General features: G+C 41.3%; 18 protein-coding genes, 2 tRNA genes, 3 pseudogenes and 1 riboswitch. Of the genes and pseudogenes, 15 read left to right on the top strand and 8 right to left on the bottom strand.

What is annotated here, in order from left to right; all coding sequences use genetic code 11:
- Positions 1 to 134: 134 nt before the first annotated feature.
- The 3 genes and pseudogenes from BGC07_RS19295 to BGC07_RS04905 all read right to left on the bottom strand — a co-directional run.
- Positions 135 to 574: pseudogene (locus BGC07_RS19295) on the bottom strand (transposase); the annotation flags it as partial.
- 254 nt (positions 575 to 828) lie between these two features.
- Positions 829 to 1,947 carry a histidine decarboxylase gene (locus BGC07_RS04910; RefSeq protein WP_069312192.1) on the bottom strand — a complete coding sequence of 373 codons (1,119 nt, stop codon included), beginning with the start codon at positions 1,945 to 1,947 and terminating at the stop codon, positions 829 to 831.
- An 81-nt stretch (positions 1,948 to 2,028) separates the two neighbouring features.
- Complete coding sequence (locus BGC07_RS04905; protein WP_069312191.1) at positions 2,029 to 3,291, bottom strand: MFS transporter; 1,263 nt, start codon at positions 3,289 to 3,291, stop codon at positions 2,029 to 2,031.
- A gap of 362 nt (positions 3,292 to 3,653) precedes the next feature.
- Here BGC07_RS04905 and BGC07_RS04900 point away from each other — a divergent pair, with 362 nt between their 5' ends.
- From BGC07_RS04900 to BGC07_RS04885, 4 genes are all read left to right on the top strand, one after another.
- A complete protein-coding gene (locus BGC07_RS04900) occupies positions 3,654 to 4,367 on the top strand; it encodes a class II aldolase/adducin family protein (RefSeq protein WP_069312190.1) in 714 nt (237 codons plus the stop codon).
- Positions 4,368 to 4,395: 28 nt separating this feature from the next.
- Positions 4,396 to 5,127, top strand: coding sequence for an SDR family NAD(P)-dependent oxidoreductase (locus BGC07_RS04895; protein ID WP_235602936.1), 732 nt, complete (start codon positions 4,396 to 4,398; stop codon positions 5,125 to 5,127).
- A gap of 121 nt (positions 5,128 to 5,248) precedes the next feature.
- The gene (locus tag BGC07_RS04890; protein ID WP_069312189.1) at positions 5,249 to 6,604 is read left to right on the top strand and encodes an aminotransferase class I/II-fold pyridoxal phosphate-dependent enzyme; all 1,356 of its coding nucleotides are present in this window, start codon (positions 5,249 to 5,251) and stop codon (positions 6,602 to 6,604) included.
- A 152-nt stretch (positions 6,605 to 6,756) separates the two neighbouring features.
- Positions 6,757 to 7,476 carry a M48 family metallopeptidase gene (locus BGC07_RS04885; protein ID WP_268801616.1) on the top strand — a complete coding sequence of 240 codons (720 nt, stop codon included), beginning with the start codon at positions 6,757 to 6,759 and terminating at the stop codon, positions 7,474 to 7,476.
- 82 nt (positions 7,477 to 7,558) lie between these two features.
- Here BGC07_RS04885 and folD read toward each other — a convergent pair whose 3' ends face one another.
- On the bottom strand, positions 7,559 to 8,422 hold the full coding sequence (gene folD / locus BGC07_RS04880; protein WP_077216768.1) for a bifunctional methylenetetrahydrofolate dehydrogenase/methenyltetrahydrofolate cyclohydrolase FolD: 864 nt from the start codon (positions 8,420 to 8,422) through the stop codon (positions 7,559 to 7,561).
- 162 nt (positions 8,423 to 8,584) lie between these two features.
- Here folD and BGC07_RS04875 point away from each other — a divergent pair.
- The 9 genes and pseudogenes from BGC07_RS04875 (at position 8,585) to BGC07_RS04835 (ending at position 18,067) form a co-directional block, all read left to right on the top strand.
- A tRNA-Arg gene (locus BGC07_RS04875) sits at positions 8,585 to 8,661 on the top strand.
- 5 nt (positions 8,662 to 8,666) lie between these two features.
- A tRNA-Leu gene (locus BGC07_RS04870) sits at positions 8,667 to 8,753 on the top strand.
- 204 nt (positions 8,754 to 8,957) lie between these two features.
- Positions 8,958 to 10,265, top strand: a complete 1,308-nt coding sequence (gene tig / locus BGC07_RS04865) for a trigger factor (protein WP_069312188.1) — start codon at positions 8,958 to 8,960, stop codon at positions 10,263 to 10,265.
- Positions 10,266 to 10,365: 100 nt separating this feature from the next.
- The gene (clpP, locus tag BGC07_RS04860) at positions 10,366 to 10,971 is read left to right on the top strand and encodes an ATP-dependent Clp endopeptidase proteolytic subunit ClpP (protein ID WP_069312187.1); all 606 of its coding nucleotides are present in this window, start codon (positions 10,366 to 10,368) and stop codon (positions 10,969 to 10,971) included.
- An 81-nt stretch (positions 10,972 to 11,052) separates the two neighbouring features.
- Positions 11,053 to 12,350: pseudogene (gene clpX / locus BGC07_RS04855) on the top strand (ATP-dependent Clp protease ATP-binding subunit ClpX).
- Between the two features lie 63 nt (positions 12,351 to 12,413).
- On the top strand, positions 12,414 to 14,840 hold the full coding sequence (gene lon, locus BGC07_RS04850; RefSeq protein ID WP_069312186.1) for an endopeptidase La: 2,427 nt from the start codon (positions 12,414 to 12,416) through the stop codon (positions 14,838 to 14,840).
- 97 nt (positions 14,841 to 14,937) lie between these two features.
- Positions 14,938 to 15,210: an HU family DNA-binding protein gene (locus BGC07_RS04845; RefSeq protein ID WP_069312185.1), complete on the top strand. Its 273-nt coding sequence runs from the start codon at positions 14,938 to 14,940 to the stop codon at positions 15,208 to 15,210.
- 87 nt (positions 15,211 to 15,297) lie between these two features.
- Positions 15,298 to 17,178, top strand: coding sequence for a SurA N-terminal domain-containing protein (locus tag BGC07_RS04840; protein WP_069312184.1), 1,881 nt, complete (start codon positions 15,298 to 15,300; stop codon positions 17,176 to 17,178).
- 7 nt (positions 17,179 to 17,185) lie between these two features.
- Entirely contained in the window at positions 17,186 to 18,067 is an 882-nt protein-coding gene (locus BGC07_RS04835; RefSeq protein ID WP_069312183.1) for an LpxL/LpxP family acyltransferase, read from the top strand.
- Between the two features lie 5 nt (positions 18,068 to 18,072).
- On the opposite strand, the gene BGC07_RS04830 is transcribed toward BGC07_RS04835, so the two are convergent.
- A complete protein-coding gene (locus BGC07_RS04830) occupies positions 18,073 to 18,468 on the bottom strand; it encodes a fluoride efflux transporter FluC (protein ID WP_069312182.1) in 396 nt (131 codons plus the stop codon).
- 94 nt (positions 18,469 to 18,562) lie between these two features.
- Positions 18,563 to 18,636: riboswitch (Fluoride riboswitch) on the bottom strand.
- Positions 18,637 to 18,913: 277 nt separating this feature from the next.
- On the opposite strand from BGC07_RS04830, the gene BGC07_RS04825 reads away from it, so the two are divergent.
- A complete protein-coding gene (locus BGC07_RS04825) occupies positions 18,914 to 19,336 on the top strand; it encodes a hypothetical protein (RefSeq protein ID WP_069312181.1) in 423 nt (140 codons plus the stop codon).
- Positions 19,337 to 19,425: 89 nt separating this feature from the next.
- Positions 19,426 to 21,521, top strand: a pseudogene (locus BGC07_RS04820) (EAL domain-containing protein).
- On the opposite strand, the gene BGC07_RS04810 reads toward BGC07_RS04820, so the two are convergent.
- Genes BGC07_RS04810 through BGC07_RS04800 form a run of 3 tightly spaced genes read right to left on the bottom strand, consistent with a single transcriptional unit; the run spans position 21,493 to position 26,629 of the window.
- Positions 21,493 to 22,842 carry an HlyD family type I secretion periplasmic adaptor subunit gene (locus BGC07_RS04810; protein WP_069312178.1) on the bottom strand — a complete coding sequence of 450 codons (1,350 nt, stop codon included), beginning with the start codon at positions 22,840 to 22,842 and terminating at the stop codon, positions 21,493 to 21,495. The pseudogene BGC07_RS04820 and the gene BGC07_RS04810 overlap by 29 nt on opposite strands.
- Positions 22,839 to 24,950, bottom strand: a complete 2,112-nt coding sequence (locus BGC07_RS04805; protein ID WP_069312177.1) for a peptidase domain-containing ABC transporter — start codon at positions 24,948 to 24,950, stop codon at positions 22,839 to 22,841. The genes BGC07_RS04810 and BGC07_RS04805 overlap by 4 nt, the downstream gene beginning before the upstream one ends.
- Positions 24,947 to 26,629 (bottom strand): peptidase domain-containing ABC transporter, encoded by a 1,683-nt coding sequence (locus tag BGC07_RS04800; RefSeq protein WP_069312176.1) that lies wholly within the window; start codon positions 26,627 to 26,629, stop codon positions 24,947 to 24,949. Before BGC07_RS04800 ends, BGC07_RS04805 begins: the two co-directional genes overlap by 4 nt.
- Positions 26,630 to 26,657 lie beyond the last annotated feature (28 nt).

Here is a 26,657-nt window from a genome sequence, read left to right as displayed (position 1 = left end):
CTTTTTATTTTTCTTCTCAATCATGGACATGTTAATTCAATGTAGGCCATTATTATAAGCCGCGAGTGACTTCATTATTTCTGGAATTGTATCATCTCAATTAAAGGGATGCACTGTCGTTATTTTCAATAACCTCCTCGTTTTCTCAGTAAGGTTTTGTTGATTATTGGTATTAACTTAAACTTATTCTTCATGCTCTTACGAATTTTTGTGATTAATTGCAGCTCTTTTTCATAGAGTGTGTTGAATAATTCTTGAGAAATATAACCTTTATCACCAATAATCTTCCCCGGTAAGACTTACGCCATACGTGGGCAATGGCCTATTTAACTGGACAATCAAATGGATGCATGACCGTTTTTATATCTCTTTGGTAGTCGCTTTTGAAGTTATGGTAGTGTGACTTGTGGAAATAAATCATTATTGTCATAATCTCACTAACAGATATTTGACTTGGCTTATTACGTTATCTGACTTGGTGTTCGAGTAACGAGCCTTCCCAGCTTGGTAAGAATGCTTGGAAAAAATCATCGACGATGTAAAACAAACCAATTAAACAAGTATCTGTGAGCAGTTGCTTGTAGTTAGTTTTGACTTGAATAATCTGATATTAATTGTAAAATGACTGACTTTTCAATAGCTTGTTGTGTCGAACTTACGTTTAATAAGAACTAGATGCGTAGTTTAATAGGGCTGCTATGGATGCATAAGGTTTTTTTCAAAATTATTTTGGTAAATTAATATTGATGAAATTCTAGCTAATTAATAGGAAATTCAGTAAATTAGGCGCTAGGTAAGTTTTTAACCTTTCATCAAAGAGCTGTTAAGTTATCCATTAAGTCGTTTATCTTTTGTTAAATCTGAGATTAAGTTGCTCATAGCCTTTTCGGATAATTTGGGTAAGCAGGCAATTTGGCCATACACTTCATTTGTTGGCATGAGCCATTTCTTTAAAAACTTGTCGCTGGGTTTTGGAATGATGACAGAGAGGGCATTTTCATTACGCCATGCCTGGATATTTTCGCTTTGAAGCTGGGTAGTTAATTTTTTGGCTTTTTCTAAAGAGTCTGAGATAAGTTTTCTAAAACCATTATCGCCATAGCGCTTTATTGCATACCAAATGAATAAAGGTGTTATCCCGTTTCTAGATCCTGAGATGGTCAAGTCATGGTCCTTTAGTACGTCTACATAGCGGCCGGGCATTTTTTCTTTTGTTAAGACGATACCAGAAGGAATGGGGCCGCCAATGAGTTTGTGTCCACTAATCGCAATGCTGTCAGCACCTTGGTCAAAACGGAAGGCTTGTGGTTCACTTACAAAGGGTAAAACCATGCCATACATAGCTGCATCTGCATGAATGTGAAAATCAGATATGTTGCATTGCTGTAACGATTGCTTGATTTCTTTTATATCGTCTATTGCGTTGGTCAGTGTGGTCCCTATTGTAGCTATAACAATGACTTGATGGTGCTGCTTTCTTGAAAGTTGTTCTTTTAAGTGGTTGTAGTTCATCTCGCCTGTTTGGTCACAATTAATTTGAATTGAAGGGATTTTTAATAGGTCTAGAATCTTAGGGATGCTGTAATGACTGTGTTCGGAGTAGACTGCAATAGCATTGGGTAATGATTTAGCTGCAAAAGTAAGAGAATAAAAATTACCCTCTGTACCTCCTGTAGTGACATAGCCAAATGCATTTTTTGGCGCGTGCATGAGTTCTTTGAAGTAGCTGATCACTTCCCTTTCTATGCTATGAGTAGCCATTCTACGGTTAGTTAGTTCTGGGGATCCTAAGTTATTAATTCCAAAACTTAAAAAACTGTAGAGTTCTGAATAATCAAACTCGAAATTGTTTGTATAGCCAGCACAAAATTCTTTGTTTACTGTTAAGAGTTCATGTAAGTCGTTTAACTGTTTTTTGTCTTTTTCGCTAAGTTCTTGGTAGTACATAATTAAGTCTCTGTGCTGCCTTGGGATTTGGTTAAAAGGTGTGGATTTGCTCTAATATTTTATGGTGCATAATAAGGTCGCTTAATTCTTTGATGATAACAGTTGAGTTTCTGCACTTTTGTCTCTTGATGTCAATATTGTGAGGCAGGTAATGGCGGCACAAATGACAAGAAGGTATGCTGGTGCATAAATATCTTGGAGTATTTCAGTAAGAAAGTGTGAGCTTAAGGGGACTAAAGCAATTAAACCTATACAAATACTATTAATGATGCCAACAGCGGATACTCTAATTTCAGGAGGAAAATTTTCGATATTCTGGCAAAGGGCACTAGATGTTGTGGCAGAAGTTAATACTTTCAAAGTGAGAATAGCTGTAATAATGCTTGTTAAGTTATTAGAGTTGAGCAGGACTAATGAAAGTGGCCCTAAAAGAATTGACGAGATTGCAAATATAGAGAGTATCTTCTGTTTGCCATACTTATCTGCAAGGAGACCTGATAATGGATATAAAAATATAAGTAATAGCAAACCGTATAAAAGAGAAAAGTTCGCACTTTTTGTTGATAAATTATGTAGGTTGTTTAGGTAGGTCGGGACATAAGTTACAAACCCTATTAAGTAAGAGCTGAGCAGTTCTAAACAAACTCCTGTAATTATAGCAGGAATATAGCTTTGAATAATCACTAATATCGGCCAACTCTTGGTTTCGTTAGCGTTATTAAAAGAAATAGGAGACTCTGCTATGAACCCTCTGAGCATAAGGAGAATGATCATCGCCACTCCTCCTAATAAAAACGGGATTCTCCAGCCCCAGGTTATCATGATAGGGTAAGGTGCCTGTTTCATTAGTAACCAGGTTGTACTTGTTGCGAGCAGGGTTCCTAAACAGGTTGCGCCCAGCCAAGCGCCAATATTGAGGGTTCGATTACTATCTGAGCTAGATTCAGCCACCAAAGTTGCTGAGATAGCCGTGTCCCCTCCTAGAGCAAAGCCTTGTAAGCTACGGAAAACGAATAGAAGCAAAGCCCCCCACTGCCCAAGGTATTGCCGTCCTGGAATGACTGCAATTAGTAAGGTTGAGAGAATGATTAAGCTGTAGCTGCTGATGAGGCAAGATTTTCTGCCGTATTTATCAGCGAAATGTCCCCATACAATGCTGCCTATAGGCATAAAGATTGTGCTTGCTGCATAAATAGTAAAGATCGACGTATTGCTTGTGCTATTTGGAAAAAACGCCTTTGATAAATAGGGTGCAAGCAAGACCATGATGAAAAAATCATAATATGCAACAGTGCTTGACGAGCATAAAACAAGCAAAGACTTACGTAATTTACGATTCACCACAGATATAAAGACCTTAAACTACAGGGATGGCATTGAACACATCCATAATAAATATGCTTTTGTAAAAGTCAAGATTTGCTGAGTTTGCGTTACTTATTGATATCATTGATTTTTCGATGATTTTAACTCTATCTATCTGTTTCGCTTAAGGATTTTTTAAGTTGTTTGGGTGCTAATCCTTTGATTTATACATAAAGGTGATGGGAAAAATAAAATGATTAAGTTTTGTGATCAAAAAATGGCTGAAGTGACCTTTGGAGGATTAGATAAAAATCGAGCTTGTTTTAAGGTGTTACATGATATAATCGGAACGTTTTGGAAGTCGTGGTCAAGAGCGGCTGAAACATAGAAGGTTTAACATCATGATAGAAAAAGAATTGCGTATACAGTTGGCAGCAGCACATCGCCTCATTGCTCACTTTGGTTGGACAGATTTGGTGTCTAGCCATCTGACGATTTACTTGCCTGAGTCAGACCAAATGCTTGCAACACCGTATGGCTTATTATTTGAGGAGGTCAGAGCCTCCGATATTGTGCGCATTGACCGTTTTGGCAGTGCAGTTGGGCTGTCGGACTATCCTGTAATTGGGGCCGGGGTGACGATTCATAATGCGGTGTACGATGCAAATCCTTTAAGCCGGGCGGCGATTCATACTCATAGCCTTTATGGCACAGCAGTATCTTCGTTGGAGTCTGGTTTAATGTTTATTAATCAGCATTGCCTGCGTTTTTATGGACAAGTCGCTTATCATGATTTTGGGGGGCTGGCCTTTAATACTGATGAGCGTGAACCGATTGCGAACGCTTTGGGGGATAAGCCGGTGATGATTTTGAAAAATCATGGTTTATTAGCGGCAGGTCCAACGATTGTTGATGCATTTTATAATATTTATTATCTTGAAAAAGCCTGCGAGATGCAGATCAAAACATTGTCAGCAGGGCAGCCGATTATTCCTATTTCTCATGAAGATTGCTTATTAACCGCTAGACAATTAACAGAAGAGCGTACGGCGCAAATGATTTTTGATGCGTTATTGCGTAAATTAGACCGAATGGACGATAGTTATCGCCAGTAAAAATTTTTAAACTAAGGGATAAATAAGTGTGAAAGATAAGGTTGTTGTCGTAACTGGTGGCTCTATGGGCATAGGAGCTGCTGTCATGCAAAAATTTTTGGCTGAAGGTGCACAGGTTTATAATCTGGATTTGCAGCCTGGCGAGTATGGCACGTACTTAAGTTGCGATGTGCGTGATGGACTGCAAGTGAACAGCGCGATTGAAACGGTGATAGAACAAGCAGGGCAAGTTGATGTTTTAGTCTCTAATGCGGGAATTCACTTTTCTGCGACCATAGAAGGCAGCTCGGAAACTGATTACCAGCGGGTGATGGATATTAATGTCAAAGGGGCTTTTTTGAGTGTGAAGGCAATAATCACTCAAATGAGAAAGCAGCAATCCGGCAATATTGTCTTGATCTCGTCTGAGCAAGCTCTCGTCGGTAAGCCAAACTCTACCCTGTATGGCATGAGTAAGGCGGCAATTGCTTCGCTAGCAAAGACAACCGCTTTGGATTATGCGAAGTTTAACATCCGTGCTAATGCAGTATGCGCTGGGACGATAGAAACGCCATTGTATCATCAAGCGATTGATAATTACTGTAAGCGCAGTGGTGCGAATAAAGCCGAGGTTCATCAAGAGGAAGCAGACTTGCAGCCACTAGGGCGCATTGGTCAGCCTGCAGAAGTTGCTGAACTGGTTTATTTTCTTGCCAGCGATAAAGCGGCTTATATTACTGGCAGTTTACAGGTGATCGATGGTGGTTACACGGCGCGTTAAATGAGTCAAACTTTCATCGATTGCTGCAGTTGGTCTTGACAGCTTTTAGGGATCTCTCATACAGTCGGGTAAGTGAAAGAGTAAAGCTGTTAAGTAATGAAATTATATAAGGATATTTATCATGCAAGCATCGATAGATCATGTCGCTCGAGCAAAAGAATATTTGCAGGGCGTTAATAAAGCCATCGCTCAGGCTAAGAGCTGGAGTTTTGATACGGTTGCAACTCGCGGTATTTATACGGCTGAGGAAGCGTTGACCAATAACCAAGGTTCATTAATTGAACCGGTATATTTAACTTCTGCACAAAGTTTTGCCGACGATCAAGAAATGCTCGCAGCGGTGGAGTATAAGATTCCTCGCTGGGTGTATAGTCGCATTAATAACCCCAGTTTATATTACCTAGAAGCGACTTTAGGGTTGTTGGAGTCCTATGGTAGTGAGTTTACTGCTTCATGCTGTACCGCTTCTTCTGGCATGGCGGCGATCGTCGCGGCGATAGAGCCATTACTGGTGCGTAAGGAAAATGAATGGAATACTCCATTTAACTTTGTCAGCTCCAGTCAGGTTTATGGGGGAACTTTCCAGCAGTTTTCTGTGCGTCAGAAGGAGAAAGGTCACACTGTGCGTTGGGCCTCTCCTTGGGATGATATCAGTGAATGGGAAGCGAAAATCGATAAAAATACACGTTTTGTGTATATCGAAGTGCCTTCTAATCCGAGTGTTACTGTTTGTGATATTAGAAGTATTGCAGCTTTGTGTGATCAATATGATGTTCCTTTAATCGTTGATTCGACGTTGGCAACTCCGGCGTTGCTGCGGCCATTGACGTGGGGAGCGGATATTGTCATTCACTCGCTCAGTAAGTCGATGACAGCCTCAGGCTTGAGTATTGGTGGGGCTTTTATTAGTCGACCGAATATGCGCGGCCATTATTTAGAAGATGCGATTAAAGAAGATTATGCGACTTATGTGAAGTTGGAGCCGCATCGGGATAATGGCTCATGCATCTCACCTTTACAGGCCATTATTACCTTATCTGAGGTCCGTAGCATCCGTTCACGGACGCAGCAAATGTCTTCTTCTGCACTAAAAGTGGCTAAATTTTTGGAAGGGCATAGCCAGGTTGAGAAGGTCTTGTATCCAGGGCTTGAGTCTCATCCACAATATGGTCTTGCCCAGGAGTTGTTACAGTTGGTCGATAGCAACGAGAACCATCATGGGGCGTTGATGTCTTTTTGTGTCAAAGGTGGTCATAAACCCGCCTGTGGGACTTTGAATCGTTTGAATGTAGTCTCTCGGGCCTTGGACTTAGGGCGAGCGAAGAGTGTGGCGAATATTCCAGCGATTTCAACCCACCAGCAACAGGGTGAAGAAGGTCGGGAGTTGGCTGATATTCCAAGTAACTTGATTCGTCTGTCTGTTGGTTTAGAAAACCCGCAAGACATTATCAATGATTTGGAACAGGCGTTACAGTAACAGTAAATAATAAGTTTTAACGTGAAAAGCTAAAACTGGAAAGTCATTATCGTTAGGAAAAAGGCTCGGGGTTGCTTCAATCTTGAGTCTTTTTTGTTTTTGTATAAAGCCAATGTTTTGCCATACTTTGCTTAAGTGGTCGTATTTTATTATTGATTGGTCTAATTTTAAGCGAGTGGGCTATTTATTATCAGGTCTGTTTTTGTAAGCGCAAAACGTTAAGCATCTCTGTAAACTATAAGCAGGAAGTCGAGGTAAGGGCCCCTTTGGGCACTTCTTGGCAAGAAATCGAAGACTTTGTTCAAGATCGAAAAGTCTGGATAGAAAGAAAAAAAGCGGAGTTTTATGCGCATTATTCTAAAATTGAATATCAATATGTTAGTGGTGAAATTCATTATTTTCTAGGGCAGCCGTATAGGTTAATTGTTTACTCTGCAAATAACAATCAAGTGAGATTGAAAGAAACAGGTGAGGAAAATAGGCTTTATTTAGGCGTTCATGCCCGCAGTTGCCCGGAATCTGCTTTATATGGCTGGTATCGTGATCAAGCAAAGTTAATTTTTACAGAGCGTTATTATTATTGGTTAAGCCAAGCTCAAGAAAAATTAATGATAGCACCTGATTTAACTTTAAAATTTGCGATTAAGCGTTTGAAAAGTCGCTGGGGTAGTTATTCGACGCGAGGGCGGATCAATTTAAACCTTGAGCTGATTCGTTGCCCACAAGGTTGTTTGGATATGATTATTTGCCATGAGTTATGTCATGTGCGTGAATTAAAGCATAACAAAAATTTTTTTAATGATTTAAGTTGTCTTTATCCTGATTGGCAAGCGCAGAGTCAACTATTGGCACGTTTGAGTATGGCGTATTAAGCGCTATTTTAAAAGCCGTTGAGGCTGGATAATAGCGCTTTCTTGTATAGATATGGTTGTAGTTGTTAATTAATTGAAAAGGCTAATTGGCTGTGCTGTGTAGTTTTTCACACGCGTACAGGGTGTTTTCAAGTAAGGTGGTGACGGTCATCGGGCCGACACCACCAGGGACCGGAGTGATGTGAGCAGCATGCTCTAAAGCGCCGTTAAAATCGACATCACCAACGAGACGGCCATCTTCTAAGCGATTGATGCCAACATCGATGACGGTTGTGCCTTTTTTGATCCAGTGACCCGGAATAAACTGAGGTTTACCGACTGCGACGACAAGAATATCAGCTCGACCGACTTGAGCCTCAAGATCTTTGGTAAAACGATGGCACGTCGTGACCGTACAGCCTGCAAGTAATAGTTCTAAGCTCATCGGCCGGCCGACGAGGTTTGATGCGCCAACGACGACTGCGTGCAGGCCATGCAGAGAGTCGCCCAGTGTTTTTTGTAATAGTGTGACGACGCCAAAAGGAGTGCAGGGGCGCAACAGTGGGCGCTTTTGTGTGAGGCGGCCTAGGTTATAAGGATGAAAACCATCAACATCTTTATCGGGGTGGATGAGCTCTAAGATGGCATCCGCATCAATATGGTCAGGTAAAGGAAGCTGAACGAGAATGCCATCGATATTCGGGTCAGTATTTAAATTTTGGATGAGCTTAATTAGCTCTTGTTCTGAGGTTTTATCACTTAAGCGATGCTCTGAGGAGAGAATGCCGACAGCATCGCAGGCTTTTTTCTTGTTGTTGACATAAACTTCGGATGCGGGATCATTGCCGACAAGAACAACCGCAAGTCCGGGAGCGCGTAATCCTTGAGTGAGTCGTTGGTCGATGCGCTTGGCAACAGTAGCGCGAACGTCTTGAGCAATTTGCTTGCCATCGATGATCTTAGCCATGATATAAACCTCATGATGTAGTGGGTGTCGCAAAAGATGCCGCATTTTCTCATATTGTGTGTGTCGAGTCAGCCCCTTTATAAAATTTTTATTGATGATTATGTCGGTAGATGCTTGACCTCTATAGGCTTATTGGCCTAGAATATCCAGCGTTTTCTTTATGCGCCTGTAGCTCATATGGATAGAGCATCGGCCTTCTAAGCCGAGGGTAGTGGGTTCGAATCCTACCAGGCGCGCCATCTTCGCGAGTGTGGCGGAATTGGTAGACGCGCTGGCTTCAGGTGCCAGTGAGGGCAACCTCGTGAGAGTTCGAGTCTCTCCATTCGCACCAAAACTCCTAAATCCCAAGAAAATTTCTTGCTTCCCCTTGAAAAGCTTTGCTGCAATCCCCACTTTTAGTTAGAATTTGACGCAAAACCGATCGGTTAGGCTGGACAAGTCTCGGCACAATCCGTAGACTGCGAGAGTTTAGACTTGGGTCATTGTAAGTATATTTTTGAAATAAGAAGACATTAAATTAGCAGAGGTGATGAACATGCGTGTTGCGGTAGAAGCAGGTGAAGGTTTAGAGCGTCGTTTGGATATTGCAGTCCCTGCGGCCAGAATCGATGGTGAAGTTGATAAGCGACTAAAAAAATTAGGCCGTACGGCAAAAATGGATGGCTTTCGTCCAGGTAAAGTGCCTTTTGGCGTTGTAAAGTCGCGCTACGGTGCGAGTGTTTACCAAGAAGTTGCTTCTGAGGTCATGCAATCGAGCTTTTATGAAGCGGTTCAGCAAGAAGAGTTACACCCTGCCGGTTACCCACGTTTTGAACTTGCGAAAGAAGCTGAAAAAGAAGAATTTTCTTTCCAAGCTATTTTTGAAATTATGCCAAAAGTTGAGCTTGTTGACTTGACAGATACTGATGTTGAAAAAGAAGTCGGTACCATTGAAGATAAAGATGTTGATAACATGCTTGAAACATTGCGCAAGCAGCATTGTAATTGGGTGAAAGTTGAGCGTGAATCTAAAGACGGTGATCGTTTGGCGATTGACTTTGAAGGTCGCAAAGATGGTGAAACATTTGCAGGCGGCTCTTCTGAGAACTTCAGTCTTGTCTTAGGCTCTGGCATGATGATCCCAGGCTTTGAAGATGGTATTGTTGGTGCGAAGCCGGGTGACGAGCGTGTGATTAACGTGACGTTCCCTGAAAATTACCAAGTCTCTGAGCTGGCCGGTCAACCTGCAGAGTTTACTGTTAAAGTCCATAGCATTGAAGAGCCAGAACTGCCAGAAATCAACGATGATTTTGCTAAGCGTTTAGAAGTGAAAGGCGAGACGGTTGATGCGCTACGTGATGAATTACGTACGACGATGCAACGTGAATTAGATTTGTCTGTTCAAAATAAAAATAAAACGGCGATATTAGATCTTCTTGTAGAGAAAAATACCGTTGATCTACCGAAAACATTAATCGATGCTGAAATTGGCCGTTTGCAGCAGCAAATGCAACAACAGTATGGCCAGATGCAAGGAGCGAAAGCGCCTGAATTTCCAGCATCTATGTTTGAAGAGCAAGCAACGCGCCGTGTGTTATTAGGTTTGTTGGTCGCTGAAGTGATTGAGAAAAAAGAACTTAAGCCAGATGCGGATCGCGTAAAAGAAATGATCGAAAAGCTCGCGGCAGCCTATGAACAGCCACAGTCTGTGATCGATTATTACTATAACAGCAAAGAAAAATTGGCTGAAGTTGAAGCGATTGTGATGGAAGATCAAGTGGTTGATGCTTTACTGGCTGATGCGAAAGTGACAGAGAAAAAAGTGAGCTTTGATGAAGTGATGAACGCACAAAAAGCTGCTTAATCTCACATTGTATGTGTTAATCGTTGCAATGTTTTTTTATACTTAAGAAAAGGTTGCAGCGATTTTTCTTTTTTGGGGAAACTAGAGGGGCAAAAACACAATGTCAATTTCAGCAAATTTAGTGCCAATGGTTGTCGAGCAGACGTCACGCGGCGAGCGTTCATTTGATATCTATTCACGCTTGTTAAAAGAGCGGATTATTTTTCTGGTCGGTCAAGTCGAAGACCATATGGCTAATTTAGTCGTTGCCCAATTATTATTCTTAGAAGCTGAGAATCCAGATAAAGATATTTCTTTGTACATTAACTCTCCTGGTGGTTCGGTGACTGCAGGGATGTCTATTTACGATACCATGCAGTTCATTAAGCCAAGTGTCAGCACCTTGTGCATTGGTCAGGCTTGCAGTATGGGGGCATTTTTGCTCACAGCCGGAGAGAAAGGCAAGCGCTTTTGTCTGCCTAACTCATCGGTGATGATTCACCAGCCTTTAGGTGGAATCCAAGGTCAAGCGACGGATATAGAAATCCATGCCAATAATATCTTAGAGACTAAAGAGCGTTTGAATCGCCTGATGGCAAAGCATACCGGTCAAGACTACAGCAAAGTGTGTGAAGATACTGAGCGCGACAACTTTATGAGTGCAGATGATGCCAAAGAATATGGCTTGATTGATGAGGTTGTTGCTGAGCGTAGTCTCGCCATCTAGATGCTTGGATTTCTTGAAAAAGCATGGCCAGGGCACCATGTTTAGAATAAGAGCAAAGTTTTTTAATAACGAGGTTAGTACATGAGTGATGAAAAAAACGGACGAGATGAGAGCGGTAAACTCCTGTATTGTTCTTTTTGTGGAAAAAGCCAACATGAGGTCCGTAAATTAATTGCTGGCCCTTCTGTTTATATTTGTGATGAATGTGTGTCTTTATGTGGTGATATCGTCCGTGAAGAATTAAAAGAAGGTGAGTCTTCTGAAGAGCCAAACCAACTTCCTACACCTCGTGAAATTAAAGAAGTGCTTGATGAATATGTCATCGGCCAAAAGCAAGCTAAAAAAGTATTGGCGGTTGCGGTTTATAATCACTATAAACGCTTGATGCCAGGCGGAGTCGAGGCGAAGGCGGATGATGTTGAACTCAGTAAAAGTAATATCTTGCTTGTGGGTCCAACCGGTTGTGGTAAAACATTACTGGCTCAAACATTAGCGCGTCTGCTTGATGTGCCTTTTACGATTGCCGATGCAACGACGTTAACTGAAGCCGGTTATGTCGGTGAAGACGTTGAAAATATCATTCAAAAGCTTTTACAAAAATGTGATTATGATGTAGAGAAGGCTCAAAAAGGGATTGTCTATATTGATGAGATCGACAAGATTTCTCGTAAGTCTGATAATCCATCAATTACGCGTGATGTGTCTGGAGAAGGTGTTCAGCAAGCTCTACTCAAACTCATCGAAGGAACGGTCGCCTCAGTTCCTCCTCAAGGAGGCAGAAAGCATCCTCAACAAGAGTTCTTACAGGTTGATACTGGGAATATTCTCTTTATCTGCGGCGGTGCTTTTGATGGCTTGGAAAAGGTGATTCGTGAACGCTCTGAAAAAGGAGGGATCGGTTTCTCAGCAGAAGTGCGTGGCAAGGATGAGACGAAAAATGCGTCTGATGTTTTGCAAAGTGTTGAACCAGAAGACCTAATGAAATTTGGTTTAATTCCAGAGTTTATTGGTCGATTACCTGTGACTGCTGTTTTACGTGAGCTCGATGAAGATGCATTGGTTCGTGTATTAAAAGAACCTAAAAATTCATTGGTAAAGCAGTATAATCGCTTGTTTGAGATGGAAGGTGTTGAGCTTGATCTGCGTGATGATGCTTTGCGTGCTGTCGCACGTAAGTCGATTGAACGTAAAGCAGGCGCAAGGGGTTACGTTCTGTTCTTGAACAGGTATTATTAAATACGATGTATGACATTCCTTCACAGGAAGAGGCGAAAACGATTGTTGTTGACCAATCTGTGATTGAAGGTAAATCTGAACCTTTGATCGTTTATGAAGATAATAACAATGATCAACAACAGCATTGTGCCGGCCAGCAGTAAACGGAGGCGATGAGGAAGACCTCTTCCTCTCTATAACGATAAGTATTGAAAGAGAGGCGAGCTATGCCAGAAGAAAAAAACGAAGTAATCACCGAACCGACTGAAATCCCAGCGACATTGCCCTTATTACCTTTGCGTGATGTCGTGGTCTATCCCCACACTGTGATGCCCTTGTTTGTTGGGCGTACACGTTCGATTAAAGCCCTAGAAGTTGCGATGGCTAAAGACCAAAAAGTCTTTTTGGTGGCTCAGCGTGATGCCAAGGAAGATGATCCGAATCAAGAAGGATTATATGAAATTGGTACGATTGCAACGGTATTGCAGTTATTAAAACTCCCTGACGGCACTTTAAAAGTCCTCGTCGAAGGTGAGTATCGTGCGCGTTTAGATGAGTTTATGGAAGTTGAAGAGATTCATGAAGCGAAAGTTTCTTTGCTTGAGGAAGAAGCCGTCGGTGAGCGTGAGTTAGAAGTGTTGGGGCGCTCATTAATTTCCCAATTTGAACAATATGTTAAACTCAATAAGAAAATTCCGCCTGAAGTCTTATCCTCTATGGCTGGCGCGGATGACCCTTCACGTTTGGCAGATTCGATTGCTGCGCATTTATCATTGAAAACCGAAGATCGCCAAAAGTTACTCGAACAGGCAAATTTACGTGAGCGCTTAGAGCAGCTTATGGCTTTGCTGGAATTTGAAATTGACTTACTTCAGGTTGAAAAACGTATTCGTGGTCGAGTAAAGCGGCAAATGGAGAAAAGCCAGCGCGAGTATTACCTTAATGAGCAGATGAAGGCGATTCAAAAAGAATTAGGCGATCTTGAAGATGGTGGTAGTGAGCTTGATGAGCTAGAAAAGCGTATCAAAGAGTCAGGCATGACCGAAGAGGCGCATGAAAAAGCGATGTCAGAGCTTAGCAAGCTAAAAAGCATGTCACCAATGTCATCAGAGGCGACGGTTTGCCGAAACTACATCGACGCTTTGATTTCTGTTCCTTGGAAAAAACGTTCGAAAACTCGTAGTGATTTGTCCAAAGCGGAAGAGGTGTTGGAAGCTGATCACTATGGCTTAGAAGAAGTCAAGGAGCGTATTCTAGAATACTTAGCTGTACAAAAACGGGTGAAAAAATTAAAAGGGCCAGTATTGTGTCTCGTTGGCCCTCCAGGTGTGGGTAAGACCTCTTTAGGCCAATCTATTGCTAAGGCGACGAATCGTAAATTCTTGCGTATGGCGCTTGGTGGTGTGCGTGATGAGGCTGAAATTCGTGGCCATCGTCGGACTTATATTGGTTCTATGCCCGGTAAGATTATCCAAAAACTATCGAAATCTGAGGTGAGAAACCCACTATTTTTGCTCGATGAGATCGATAAGATGGCGCAAGATTTTCGTGGTGATCCAGCATCGGCATTATTAGAGGTGTTAGATCCAGAGCAAAACCACACCTTTAATGATCACTATCTTGAAGTGGATTATGATCTATCTGATGTGATGTTTATTGCGACCGCGAATTCTTTAAACATTCCTGGTCCACTATTGGACCGTATGGAAGTGATCCGGATCCCGGGTTACACCGAAGATGAAAAACTGAATATTGCTAAACGTTATCTACTGCCTAAGCAAATTAAGGCCAATGGCCTGAAAAAAAATGAACTTGTGATGGATGATGAAGCGCTGATGGGTATTGTCCGCCACTATACACGAGAAGCAGGGGTCAGGGCCTTAGAGCGTGAAATCTCGAAAGTATGCCGTAAAGTCGTCAAGCAAATTTTATTAAAGCGTGAGACTAAAGAGACTTTGAAGCTGACCGCTAAAGACCTTGAAGAGTATTTGGGGGTGCAGCGTTATCGCTATGGTGAAGCTGAAGAAAAAGACCAAATTGGTTTAGTGACGGGGCTTGCTTGGACGGAAGTTGGCGGTGAGCTATTAACCATAGAAGCGGCAACCACCAAAGGTAAAGGTAAGGTACAGCGTACGGGTAAATTGGGCGATGTGATGCAAGAATCTATTCAGGCAGCGGTGACTGTCGTGCGTAGTCGTGCTGAAGTGTTGTCTATTCCAGAAGAAAGCTTTGAGAACTTGGATGTTCATATTCACGTCCCTGAAGGAGCTACACCGAAAGATGGCCCGAGTGCTGGGATTGGTATGTGTACCGCTCTAGTGTCGGTATATACCGGCATTCCTGTGCGTTCTGATGTGGCGATGACCGGTGAAATCACCTTACGAGGTGAGGTATTACCGATTGGTGGCTTGAAAGAAAAGCTATTAGCAGCACATCGCGGTGGTATTCGTACCGTCTTGATTCCTGAGGAAAACAGGCGTGAGCTTAAAGAAATTCCTGAAAATATTATGAAAGATCTTGATGTACACCCTGTGCGTTGGATTGAAGATGTTCTAGAAGTCGCTTTGGCGAAGTCTCCTGGGGATTTGACAAACCTAATTGCTTCCTCAAGGGCGCGCGCTAGTGGAGAGCAACGAGGTCTTCGCAAGCATTAACGCTTGACAGCCTTTAGCTGCCCTTGGTATAAAACCTCCATGCCAAGGGCTTATATAAGTACTAGATATTAAATTAGAGAGAGAAAGGGGAATACCTGTGAATAAAAATGAATTAATCCAAAGTATCGCAGCGAGTGCAGACTTAACAAAACAAGACGCATCTAAAGCCTTGGATGCAACATTAGAGGCGATCACTGAAACTTTACAAAAAGGTGACCAGATTACTTTGGTGGGTTTTGGTACCTTTGCAGTGAAAGATCGTGCTGCGCGCACAGGCCGTAACCCACGCACTGGTGAAGAGATTGAAATTAAGGCAGCGAAAGTACCAAACTTCAAAGCAGGTAAAGCGCTTAAAGACGCAGTAAACTAATTTCGACTGACTATTTCTTTACTTCTAGAATAAAGCGCGTTATATGGTTAAACGCGCTTTATTTTTATGCAAAACGAGAGAGGATGTATGCTGCAAAATATACGAGATAAAAGCAAAGGATGGGGCACTTGGCTGATCGTTGGTGCTGTTGCCGCAGGTTTTATAGGCATGGGTGCGAGTAGCTACATTTCAAGTTCTGCAAGTAAAGGTAAGGTTGTTGCGACTGTAGATGGTAAGGATATTACTAGCGCTGAGTTTGATGCGGCCTATAAAAACATGAAGCAACAAATGGCCAATAGCCCACTCAGTGCCAATGATCAGTTGCTTAAAGCCGAGGCTCTGGGGCAATTAATTGAACATTATGCCTTATTGAATAATATTCAGGCGCATGGTTTTTATGTCAGCACCGAGCAGACTGACCAAGTTTTAAGAACATTACCCGTGTTTCAAGTGGACGGCAAATTTTCACAAGAGCAATATAATAAGGTATTGCAGCGCTTTGGTTATACAACCAATCAGCTAAGAGAAGACATTGGCCAACAAATGTTAGTCAATCAGTTGAATCAGGGCTTGATGAAAAGTGCGTTTGCTTTAAACGGTGAAGTGACCCAATTTACCCAGTTACTTAATGAAAAGCGTGATATTGGTTATTTTAAAGTTGATAATGCAGCGTTTATAAATAAAGTTGCGGTTGATGCAAAAGAAATTACCGCTTTTTATAAACAGCACCAAAAAGAATTTATTACCCCTGAAAAAGTACGTATTAGTTCTATCGAATTGTCTTTGGCTGATTTTCAAAAGCATACGACAATAAGTTCGCAAGAGATTAAAGACTATTATCAACAAAATATCGCAAGCTTTTCTAAGCCGTTGCAACGTCATTTTGATGTGTTGGACTTTCCACTCAGTCAAAAGGATGTTCAAGCCATTGAAAAAGCGCGTAAGAATGCAAAAGCGGCGCTAATGAAAGCAAAACAGGGTGAAAGTTTTGCTAAGTTAATTAAAGATTACCAGTTAAAAAGTAATAGCAGCACAGGTGAGTGGGGCTGGTTTAACCGTAACCAATTCCCACCGACCATCTCTGATCGGCTGTTTTCAATTGAAAAGACAGGGGATGTGGTTTTACTAGAGCGTACTGGCATGTTGCAAGTGGTGAAGTTGACCGGAGTGCGGCCGGCGACAACGACGCCATTGGCAGAGGTTAGCGAAAAAATTAAAGCAACTTTGCTCAAGAAAAAAGCACAAGCAGCTTTTAATAATGCTGTTGAACAATTAAAGTCTTTGCAAGCTGAATATCCAAATGATCTGAATAAAATTGCTAAAATACTAAACGTTAAGGCCAACATCTCACCTTGGTTTAGTCGTGATCAAGGCGCTGGTTTGGCTCAGAACAGTAAAGTTTTAAATGCCGCTTTTAGTAGTGAGGTCTTACAGCAAAACACCAATAGTCCGGTATTGCAGTTAGACGATCAGCATGCGGTAGTGATCCATTTGGCGGCACATCAAGCTGCTAAGCTTAAGCCCCTAAAACAAGTTGAGGCTCAAATTACGACCACTCTTAAACAGCAAAAAGCGCAAAAAATGGCTAAAGCTGAGGCAGATAAGATCACTGATTTACTAAAATCAGGCACATCTTATCGTGATATTACCAAGCAATTTGGTTTGACTTGGCACCAGCTAAATGGCTTGTCTCGTCAATCTAAAAATGAACCTTTTGTTGTTAAAGCAGCATTTGCGATGCCTACTCCTGCTGGGAAAATTTTACCTGTGACGGTGACTTCATTGCCAGAACAAGGTTACTTAGTGACTCAATTATATAAAGTCATCCCAGGACAAACTCAATCGATGAAAAGTTTTGAGCAACAGGCTTACCAGGAAGGTGTGCAGCAACTTTATGCCCAATATGACTATAGCCGATACGTCTCTACTGTGCGTGATAAGGCGACGGTCAAGCTGAATAATGGTTAATTAAACGGTGAGCCTTAAAAGTTTTGGCTGGCGAGTGGGTCTTACTTGCGCTCGCCTGTTCGCGCGCTTGCCTTATGATGTGCAGATGGATGTCGGCCGTTGGTTAGGGCGTGCAAGCCTATCGTTTGCAAAAAAGCGTCGAAATATTACGGAAGCTAACTTGCGCCATTGTTTTCCCGAACTTTCTGAAGAGGCATTGCAGCACCGCTTAGTGCTTGCGTTCGAGTCTGCCGGAATGGGGGTGGCGGAAACGATGATCGCCTGGTTTCGCCCTAAGTTAGATCCTAAGCTCTGTCAGATAGAAGGGATAGCGCATCTAGAAGCTGCTTTAAGGCAGAAAAAAGGAGTGTTGATTCTTGGTGCACATATGACCTGCTTAGAGGTGATCGGCCGCTTTTTTGCTAAAGCTCAGCCCTATCGATTACTGTATCGTAAGCACGAAAACCCAGGCTTTGAAGCTTTAATGAGCAGAGCGCGAGGTGACTACGTCGATGAGCTAATTGACCGTAGTGATGTTCGTAAGATCGTCCGTAGTCTAAAGGCAAATTGGCCGATTTGGTATGCACCCGACCAAGATTTTGGCATAGGCAATGCGGTTTTTGCGCCATTTTTTGGTGTCCAAGCGGCGACAACAGTTGCAACGTCGCGCTTGGTGAAAATGACTTCCTGCCAGGTTGTTCCGGTGAGTTTTTATCGCTTGCCACATGCTCAAGGGTATAAGATTACTTTTCACCCCGCCTGGACGGACTTTCCTAAAGGATCTGATGAGCAAGATTGCCAACGCATTAACCAGTTTATTGAATCGGTTATTTTCAATGCCCCTGAACAATATCTTTGGCAGCATCGACGTTTTAAAACACGCCCTGCAGGTGAAAGCTCGCTGTATTAATTATCTTACAGCAATGTAATTAAGAAGCGACCGAGTTGAGCCAAGCTGATTCCGCCGATGACTGAAATTGCAACATAACTAAAAGATAGCCAGCTGCCGAACTCCCCTCTAATACCGAGCGCATCTAGAGCAAAGCTAGAAAAAGTTGTAAAACCACCGAGTAATCCTGTGACCAGCAAAGCAGTGAGGTGCGGACCGTAATGTGAGAGTGAGTGGTGTTGGCTTAAGCGTAATAAGCTTTCAGAGAAAAGACCAATTAAAAAACAACCAACTAGATTAACGGTTAATGTTCCATAAAAGCCTTGACCTAAATGGTGTAGGCTGAGCTGGCTGATACAATAACGTAAGCTTGAACCTAATGCGCCCCCTAGAGCGACGAAAAACAGTAGAGAAAGTTGCATGTGCGCCTCACAAATCATTCACTAAAACAAGATGTTAGAAGAGAGGCTTTAGAGAAAATACCCTGCACGATCAACTCATTAACATCTAAGTTTGATTGTAGCAGGAGTCATTAGCATGAGTGCGGTTTAAAGCGATTGCTTAAGGTGAACTCCATCACCTGCCAGAGAATATAAAGAGTTATTGCATCTTAGTCAAGTTTGAAATGAAAAGATAGGCTTTATTTGTTTTTCATTACTAACATGATGATAACTAAAACTATTAATGATTTTAATAAAATAATGAAGCTAATAAATGTATTGATTTTTAATAGATTGATTGAAGCAAGTTTGCAAGGAAAGCTTAAAATTTAAGTTTTATCCTTTTATTTTTATGAGGTTTAGGTTAGCTTATTAGAGTTAATCGTTGTTTTGTTTTTGACTTTAAGTAAGCTGCTTAGGAGTGACTATGCGTTTTGTAAAGGTAATGATTTTGGTGTTAATTTTGGCTGTTGCTTTATTAAGTGGTGCATGGGCGGGCCTCAAGAGTAAATCCAATCATTATATTGTACTTTATAGTGCGCCTAATGAGCACGCTAAGGTTGTAGAGGATGTTGGCCCAAGTCGTCAGGTTGTTGCTATTTATCAAGTAGGGCAATGGCTTAAAGTGGGAGATTTAAGTAATGGTCAAGTGGGGTGGGTTAAGCTAAATACAGTAAGTAATATAAAAAGAGCGGTAGTGAACTCTATAAATGAGCGTGTTTTGATTCAAGCGCTGCAACAGCAAATGGACCAATTAGAGCGATTTACGACTGACGAGCAAGGATTTTGGTTGCAATCTGATACCCCCGTATTAGAGTTTTATATCACGCCAAGGCAACAGACAGCCTAGTTGGCAGGTTTGCTGTAATTTTCTATACAACAACGGATTGTGCATTTTTTTGCCACACTTAAGAGAGGGAAGTCTCACCGTGGTAGTCTATGCAAGACGCTGTTATTCGTGTTTTATTGATAGGTCAACATCCTCTTGAGCGTGAGGCGATACGCTTAGCGCTTGAGCATGAGGCCCCTTCCCGGTATTTTTATGATATTACCGATGTTACAGCTGTTGATGTTGCTCTTCTTTGCGATTGTGAAGATCGTGTTGATTGCATTATTCTTGATGCTCAGGCGATAGATTTAAATGGTGATGTTTTAGAGGTTGTTGGTCAGCTAAAAAACAAACAACAAGGCTTGCCTTTAGTGATTGCCCTTGTCGAAGAAACCTCTGAAAAAAGCGCCATAGCACTATTAAAATCAAGAGTTGCAGGCTATCTTGTTAAAGATAAAAAAAGAATGTATTTGGATACCCTTTCTACTCTGGTTCGTGAGTCGTGCGAAAAACGTTATTTTCAAGAAAAATACACGCTATTAAAGCATAAAAGTAATGCTATTTTAGATGCTGTTGCTGATGGAGTGGTCGGCATTGATGAGCAGGAAAATGTCAACTTCGCTAATTGCACGGCCTGTAAAATTTTGGGTTATAGCCGCATTGAAGAGCTGATCGGTCTTGGGTTTAACGCGATTTTTAAAAATACTATGCATGAATCATTAAACGATATTGTTAGTTATGTTAAGAGGGTAGGTGCCTTTGAAAGTGAAGTGATACGAAAAAAAGGCGGTCATTTACCTGTTGAGTTGTATTGCTCGGTGATTAATGAGAAAAAAGAAAAAATAGTCATTATTTCATTTAGAGATATTACTAAAAGGAAGCGCGATGAAGCGGAGTTGGTGCGTTTGGCTCAATATGATGATTTAACAAAACTTGCCAATAAAAGTTTATTTATTGAGTTGCTAGGGCAGGCTATTTCTAGGGCAAATAGAAGTAAATATTACTTTGCCTTACTATTTTTAGATATAGATGGATTTAAAGAAGTTAATGATGGTTATGGTCATGATATTGGTGATAAATTATTACAGGAAATTGCTCAGCGTTTAAAGTCGTGTACACGTGCACATGATATTATCGCCAGAGTTGGTGGTGATGAGTTTACAATTATTTTAGAAGAGTTACGTGATGAGCAAGATGTTTTTTGGGTTTGTGAAAAAATAAAATCGTCGTTGGCTTATCCTTTTATTGTTCAAGGTATTGAAATTGAAGTGGCGGCCTCAATTGGTATTGTGACTTTTAATGATATTCATCATACGCCAGAAGCATTATTACGCTATGCTGATATGGCGATGTACTCGGCGAAACGTCAGGGAACAGGTCATTATGAAGTATTTAACCGAGCGATGAGTGATCATACTAAAGAGTTAATTCATTTGCGTGCAGGAATTGTCAAAGCAATAGAGAGTGATGAACTATTTGTTCAATTTCAACCAAAAATTAATACTGGAAATAATAAGTGTGAGGCTGTAGAAGCCTTACTACGTTGGAAAGATGACCTATATGGTGTTATTGAGCCGGCGAAGTTTATTCCTTTGGCTGAAGAAATTGGTATTATTAATGAGTTAGGGTTATGGATCTTAAAAAAACCTGTGAAAGTTATCAAAAATTAGAGAAAAATACTGGTAAAAATTTAATAGTCTCTGTCAATATTTCTATGTATCAAATGAAAGACGATATTGTTAATAATATTAAAAGTATAATTTTAGACTCTGGTATTAACCCGAATCATTTGGAGCTTGAAATTACGGAAAGCCATATCATGAGTAATCCTGAGCAAGCAATTACTATTTTATTAAATTTAAAAGAATTAGGTATTAATATAGCGATCGATGACTTTGGTACCGGGTACTCTTCTTTAAGTTATTTGACACAGCTTCCTATTGATCGTTTGAAAATTGATAGCTCATTTACCAAAAAAGTACCAGAAGACGAACAGAGCGTAAAAGTCGTTCAATCGATTATTTCTCTTGCTAAAAGCTTAAACTTAAAGATTACTGCCGAAGGTGTTGAGAATAAAAAACAGTTTGAATTTTTGAAAAAACTTCATTGTGAAGAAGTCCAGGGTTATTTATTATCACACCCATTATCCGAAGAAGAATTACTTGAATTTTTAGAAGCTAACGCTCATGGAATGCTGATTGAATAGAGCGATGAATAGGTTTGAGTAAGTACTGTAACAGAGACTTTTTTCCGGTGATGATATCGGCTTGTACTGTCATGCCCGGCAATAATGGAAGTTGCTGTGCACCTAAATGCTGTTGATCTAAGGTGATAATTGCTTTATAAAATGGGGTGCCCTCGGGAGTCAGTGAGGTTGATGCTGAAATAGTTTGAATCTTTCCAGAAACACTGCCATAGCGGGTAAAGTCATAAGTCATTACTTTAATTGTTGCTTTTGCCCCGGTGTGAATATGGCCAATATCACGAGGATCTATTCGTGTAGAAACAACAAGTGGGTCTTCCATTGGGACAATTTCCATTAAAACACCTCCTGGAGCAATCACACTACTGGGGGCGATGGTAATGTCTTTAATAATTCCAGTGACAGGGGCATTAATGTTGGTGTCGTGTAGGCGCTTTTGTGCTTTTTCCAGAGTGTGGGAAACTTGCAGGCGTTGTTCGTTAATCTCATTGAGTTCTTGAAGCGCTGTTTCATAGAGCTCGGAGTCAAGTTTATAAAGGCGGTTTTGCGCCTCTATGAGCGCTTGTTTAGCTTGTTGCTCCATGCTTAATAGAGAGGCTTTTTCCCCTTGAGCTTTATTCACACCACGTAAAATAACGAGAAAATCCTTGCGAGAGAGTATATTTGTTTTTGTTAATTTTTTATACATCTCAAATTCTTGTGTCATCAGTTCAATATTCTTATCTAACGTTATTTTTTCTTGTTGTAGTTGACGTATTTTTTCTTCACTTTGAGCAAGTTGAGCAGTTAAGACAGCACGCTGAGCGCGCCGCTTTTTATTTTGAGAGCTGAGCAAAGATTGGTTGTCGGCAATAATTTCATTTAAATCTTCTGTGTATTTGCTAGAAATTGTGGCTGTTGTAATTTGCTGTGGCTTTAGAAATTGGTGGTCAAGTTTGTTAATATAAGCACGTAATCTTTTTGATTTAAGTGTTAACGTTGTAAATTGGCTTTTTAATTTATGCACATCGGCAAGGGTGGTTGTTGGGTCAAGCTGGGCGAGTAACTGGTTTTTTCTGACATGATCGCCATCTTTAACGAAAATTTGCAAAATAGTGCCACCTTCTAAGTGCTGAATAACCTGTATTTTGCCTTGTGGGACAATTTCCCCCGTAGTTACAGCCGTTTCTGTAATTTTTGATAATGAGGCCCAAATGAGTAAAGCAATTAATATCACAGTTGAGCAAACAATCGCCAAGGTAGCTAGGCGCAAATGGCCTGATTCTTCAAGTAAAGTTGCTGTTGAAATTTGCTGAAGTTGTTTGAAGCTCTTACTTTTTCTCATAAGAGATCCTTGGGTACCGTGGGCAAAATTTCATCGGGTGGGCCTTGTCGCAGAATCTGGCCTTGGTCAAGAAGTAACACTTGATCTGCATGCTTTAAATGAGAAGGCCGGTGTGTAACCAAGATAATTGTCGTATGGCCGCGGAGCTTTTTAATCGTTTCGATAAAGCACTGGTCGGCTTCATAGTCTAGACCGTTGGCAGGCTCATCCATGAGTAAAATGGGGGCTTTTTTTAAATAAGCTCGAGCGAGCGATAAGCGTTGTTGAAAACTGCTTGCAAGGTGAGCACCATCTCGAATTGGACTATCAAATTGTTTGGGGAGAGAGAGGATATCATCGAGAACTCCCGCTTCTTTTGCGGCTTGATATAACTCTTCATCTGAAGCACCAGAGCACGACAGGCGTAAGTTTTGCGCAATAGAACCATAGAATAACTGAGGCTCTTGCGGGACATAGGCAATGGCATGACGCAATGAAATTGGGTTGATTTGGCGAATATCACAGTTATCAATCAAAATACTACCGGCTTGTGGTTGATACAGGCCAGGAATGAGTTTTAATAGGGTTGATTTTCCTGAACCATTGCGGCCGATGACGCCGACGATATGTCCAGCTTCTACATTAAAACTGGCGCCAATGAGTGCAGGGTCAAGGGTGGGTGAGTAACGGATACTAACACGATTAAAGCTGATATTGCCTTTGAAATGATGCTTTTCATTCGCGCTGATTGTGCCCGGTTGGCTTTCAAGCTCGAGTTGCATTAATAAGTTAATTTGGCGAATGCTGACAACAAGCTGCTCTAAGCGAGGTAAAGTTGTAAATAATGTTTTAATGGGAGATAAAATTTTCCAGGTTAAAATCATCACCGCAATTAAAGCACCGACAGTAAGTGTGCCGCTAAAGACCATAAAAACGCCAAAGAATAAAATAGCTAAACCTGCAGCGATCATAATATTATCAGCGACTGCCTGAGCTGCGGCGGTAATGACCGTGTTTTTTAAGTTATCAAGTGTAGCAATGCCTGAAAGCTCACGGTAGCGCTCATACCAGATTTTTTGCGCGCCGGTATATTTAATCGTGCGGATAAGTCTTAAAGACTCTAGCAAGAACTCTTGGCGTTGGGAATTACTTTGGGCAGTGTCTTTAATTTGAGATTTAGCTTTCGTGTGTAATAAAAGAGCAACAATAAATAGGATAATACCCATTGTAATGGGCACAAGAGCAAGCCAATGGCCTAATATTGCAATGACAGCAAAAAATAACACGATAAAAGGCAGCTCAAAGATAATGCTAACAAGTGAGCCAGTGAGAAACTCCCTAATATTATCAAAATCTTTTAAGCGTGCAACTTGCGCACCGACGGTGGCACTTTCCGTATAGCTTGGAGATAAATAGAGCAAGTGCTGGAAAATCGCATTGCCGATATCTCGATCTAGCCGAGCACTGATAAAGGCAAGAATATGTGAGCGTAATAGGTACAATACCCCAATACTGATAAGCGCGATGCCAACACCAATGGTAAAACTCCATAGCATGGGGGTTGAGTTAGTTGAGATTACCCGATCATAGACAGCCATGATAAATAATGGTGTAGAGATAGCAAGCAAATTAATAAGAAAACTGATAAAAAAAGTGTGGTAAATAAGTTTTTTATTCTGCCCTAAAATTTTTCCAAACCAGTTTTGGTTTGCTTGGCTTTTGTTAGCGAGCTCATCTTCAGCGCCGATCGCTTTGAAAAAATAACTCATGCCCGAGATGACGAGTTCTGGTAATGTGAGTTGAATATTCGCAGCACCATCGAAAACAGTATATTGGTTAAATTGATTAACAGAGATCACAACAAGAACACGACCTTCGTCAGAAATAAATAAACAAGGCAATAAGCGAGTGTCAATTTTATTCAGTTGTGTCCGCATTGTGGTACAGTTGTAGCGTAAGTTCAGCATAACTTGGCGAAAAGAGGATAAATCCAAGCCTTCGGTAAAATGGGGCAGATTCTCATTCAATGAGCGTTGATCGCCTTGCCAGCCAAGAGAGGTCAGTAACGGCTCCAAGCAATTAATAAACGCGGTGCGAATACTGTGCTCTTGAACCGTTGCAGAACTCACTTTATTTTCTCCACGAGTTTGCTTTTTTCTAGAGTAAATGTCCTATCGGCATGAGCAAGCAAAGAAGGGCGATGAGAAACTAAGATAAGCGTACAGGTGCCTTTTAGTTGTTCGAGGACGTTAATTAAAATACTATCGCCTTGCATATCCATTGCCGTATTGGCTTCATCAAAAAGGACGATGGGTGGCTTATGAATGAGTGCTCGGGCAATTGCAATACGTTGAATAATTCCACGAGGCAAGGATTCCATCGCGTGGTTGGCAACGGGAGTATGGTAACCTTTAGGTAGACGCTCGATAATATAGTCGAGCCCTAATAGCTGGCTCACTTCAATGGCTTTTTTATAATACTTTTGCTCTTGAAATAATGTTAAATTATCAATGATTGTCCCATTGAACAGATCACCATGTTGAGGCAAATAGGCAATATGCTGGCGTATACTCTGAATTTTTAGTTTTTGAATGTCACAATTATCGATCAGCACCCGACCGCGGTGAGCCTGATATAACCCCATAATGAGCCAGAGCAGTGAGCTTTTACCGCTGAGGCCATCACCTGTGATACCTATCGTTGTTTTTGCTGGGATATTAAGATTAATATCCTCGAGCAGCCAGTCCTCTTCTTCTTTGTCTTCATAGCGAAAACTAACATTTTCGAAGCAAATATGACCCTCAACTTCATTGAGCTGCTTTTGCTCTGGTGAGTATTCTGCGGGGAGCTTGAAGACCTCTTGCAATTTATCCTCAGCAATACGAATAGACTGTAAACGATTCCAGACTGACGTGGCACGATTAATCGGTTGTAAACAACGACCTGATAATAACGTGCAGGCGGCAAGTCCACCAATGGTGAGTTGGCCGTTTAGAACAAGTAAGGCGCCAATGGCGACAGTACATACCATGCTGACTTGAGAGACTAGTAGGCCAAAAGACATGACGTGTGAGGCTTTAATACTGAGTTTGTGATCATTGATGGCGCTACTGCCTTGAAGGCGCTCGTAGCGGCGCATCATTTGCGCTTCCATTGTCATGGACTTAATCGTGTGGATGCTTTGCAACACCTCAATAATAAAATTTAAGCGTCGATCTTCATGCTCACGTCGCTTCATTAATAAGTCTTTGAGATGCTGATTTATAAAAATAGTAAATAAAACAAAAGCAGTAATAATAATTAATGGGACTAAAACGAGTATGCCGCCGATATAACCGATCAAAAGTAAAAAGAGAAGGACAAATGGAATATCAACAAGTGAGCTAATGGCTTGTCCGGCGTAAAAATCTCTTAGCTGATTTAAAGAATTAATTTGCTCTAAATGTACACCATGGCCACGTCGTTCGTACTCTGAGAGAGTGCTGTCGATCATGGTTTTAAAGGCGCTACAACTGGTTTGATGTTCAAATTTTGCATCCGCCCAAGCGCTGATATAAGAGCGGCTGATTCTAAATATCGTCTCTAAAATAAGAGCAATAATGACGCCGGTTGTTAAAAGGTACAACGTAGGCAAAGAAGCGTTAGGTATAATGCGATCATAAACTTGGAGTAAAGCAAGAGGAAACGCGAGGGAGAGCACATTAATGAGTAGAGAGACAAGCAAAATTGCGACAAGAACATGCTTCGCATTTTCCCATGCACTGAATATATGTATATGCGTTCCGGCGGCAGGATTTGAAAACTCCACGAGCCTCAACCAAACTTTTAGTCCCTTA

Origin of the sequence: Piscirickettsia litoralis, assembly GCF_001720395.1 — a bacterium.
In the GTDB taxonomy this organism is placed as follows: domain Bacteria; phylum Pseudomonadota; class Gammaproteobacteria; order Piscirickettsiales; family Piscirickettsiaceae; genus Piscirickettsia; species Piscirickettsia litoralis.
The sequence above is the reverse complement of the archived record's forward strand: the minus strand, read 5'-3'. Positions and strand labels throughout refer to the sequence as shown.

Excerpts from the sequence above, each read along its gene's own strand:
- clpP (WP_069312187.1), top strand. The coding sequence starts at position 10,366 with ATGTCAATTTCAGCAAATTTAGTGCCAATGGTTGTCGAGCAGACGTCA.
- BGC07_RS04840 (WP_069312184.1), top strand. The coding sequence starts at position 15,298 with ATGCTGCAAAATATACGAGATAAAAGCAAAGGATGGGGCACTTGGCTG.
- lon (WP_069312186.1), top strand. The coding sequence starts at position 12,414 with ATGCCAGAAGAAAAAAACGAAGTAATCACCGAACCGACTGAAATCCCA.
- BGC07_RS04825 (WP_069312181.1), top strand. The coding sequence starts at position 18,914 with ATGCGTTTTGTAAAGGTAATGATTTTGGTGTTAATTTTGGCTGTTGCT.
- BGC07_RS04830 (WP_069312182.1), bottom strand. The coding sequence starts at position 18,468 with ATGCAACTTTCTCTACTGTTTTTCGTCGCTCTAGGGGGCGCATTAGGT.
- BGC07_RS04900 (WP_069312190.1), top strand. The coding sequence starts at position 3,654 with ATGATAGAAAAAGAATTGCGTATACAGTTGGCAGCAGCACATCGCCTC.
- folD (WP_077216768.1), bottom strand. The coding sequence starts at position 8,422 with ATGGCTAAGATCATCGATGGCAAGCAAATTGCTCAAGACGTTCGCGCT.
- BGC07_RS04910 (WP_069312192.1), bottom strand. The coding sequence starts at position 1,947 with ATGTACTACCAAGAACTTAGCGAAAAAGACAAAAAACAGTTAAACGAC.
- tig (WP_069312188.1), top strand. The coding sequence starts at position 8,958 with ATGCGTGTTGCGGTAGAAGCAGGTGAAGGTTTAGAGCGTCGTTTGGAT.
- BGC07_RS04890 (WP_069312189.1), top strand. The coding sequence starts at position 5,249 with ATGCAAGCATCGATAGATCATGTCGCTCGAGCAAAAGAATATTTGCAG.
- BGC07_RS04810 (WP_069312178.1), bottom strand. The coding sequence starts at position 22,842 with ATGAGAAAAAGTAAGAGCTTCAAACAACTTCAGCAAATTTCAACAGCA.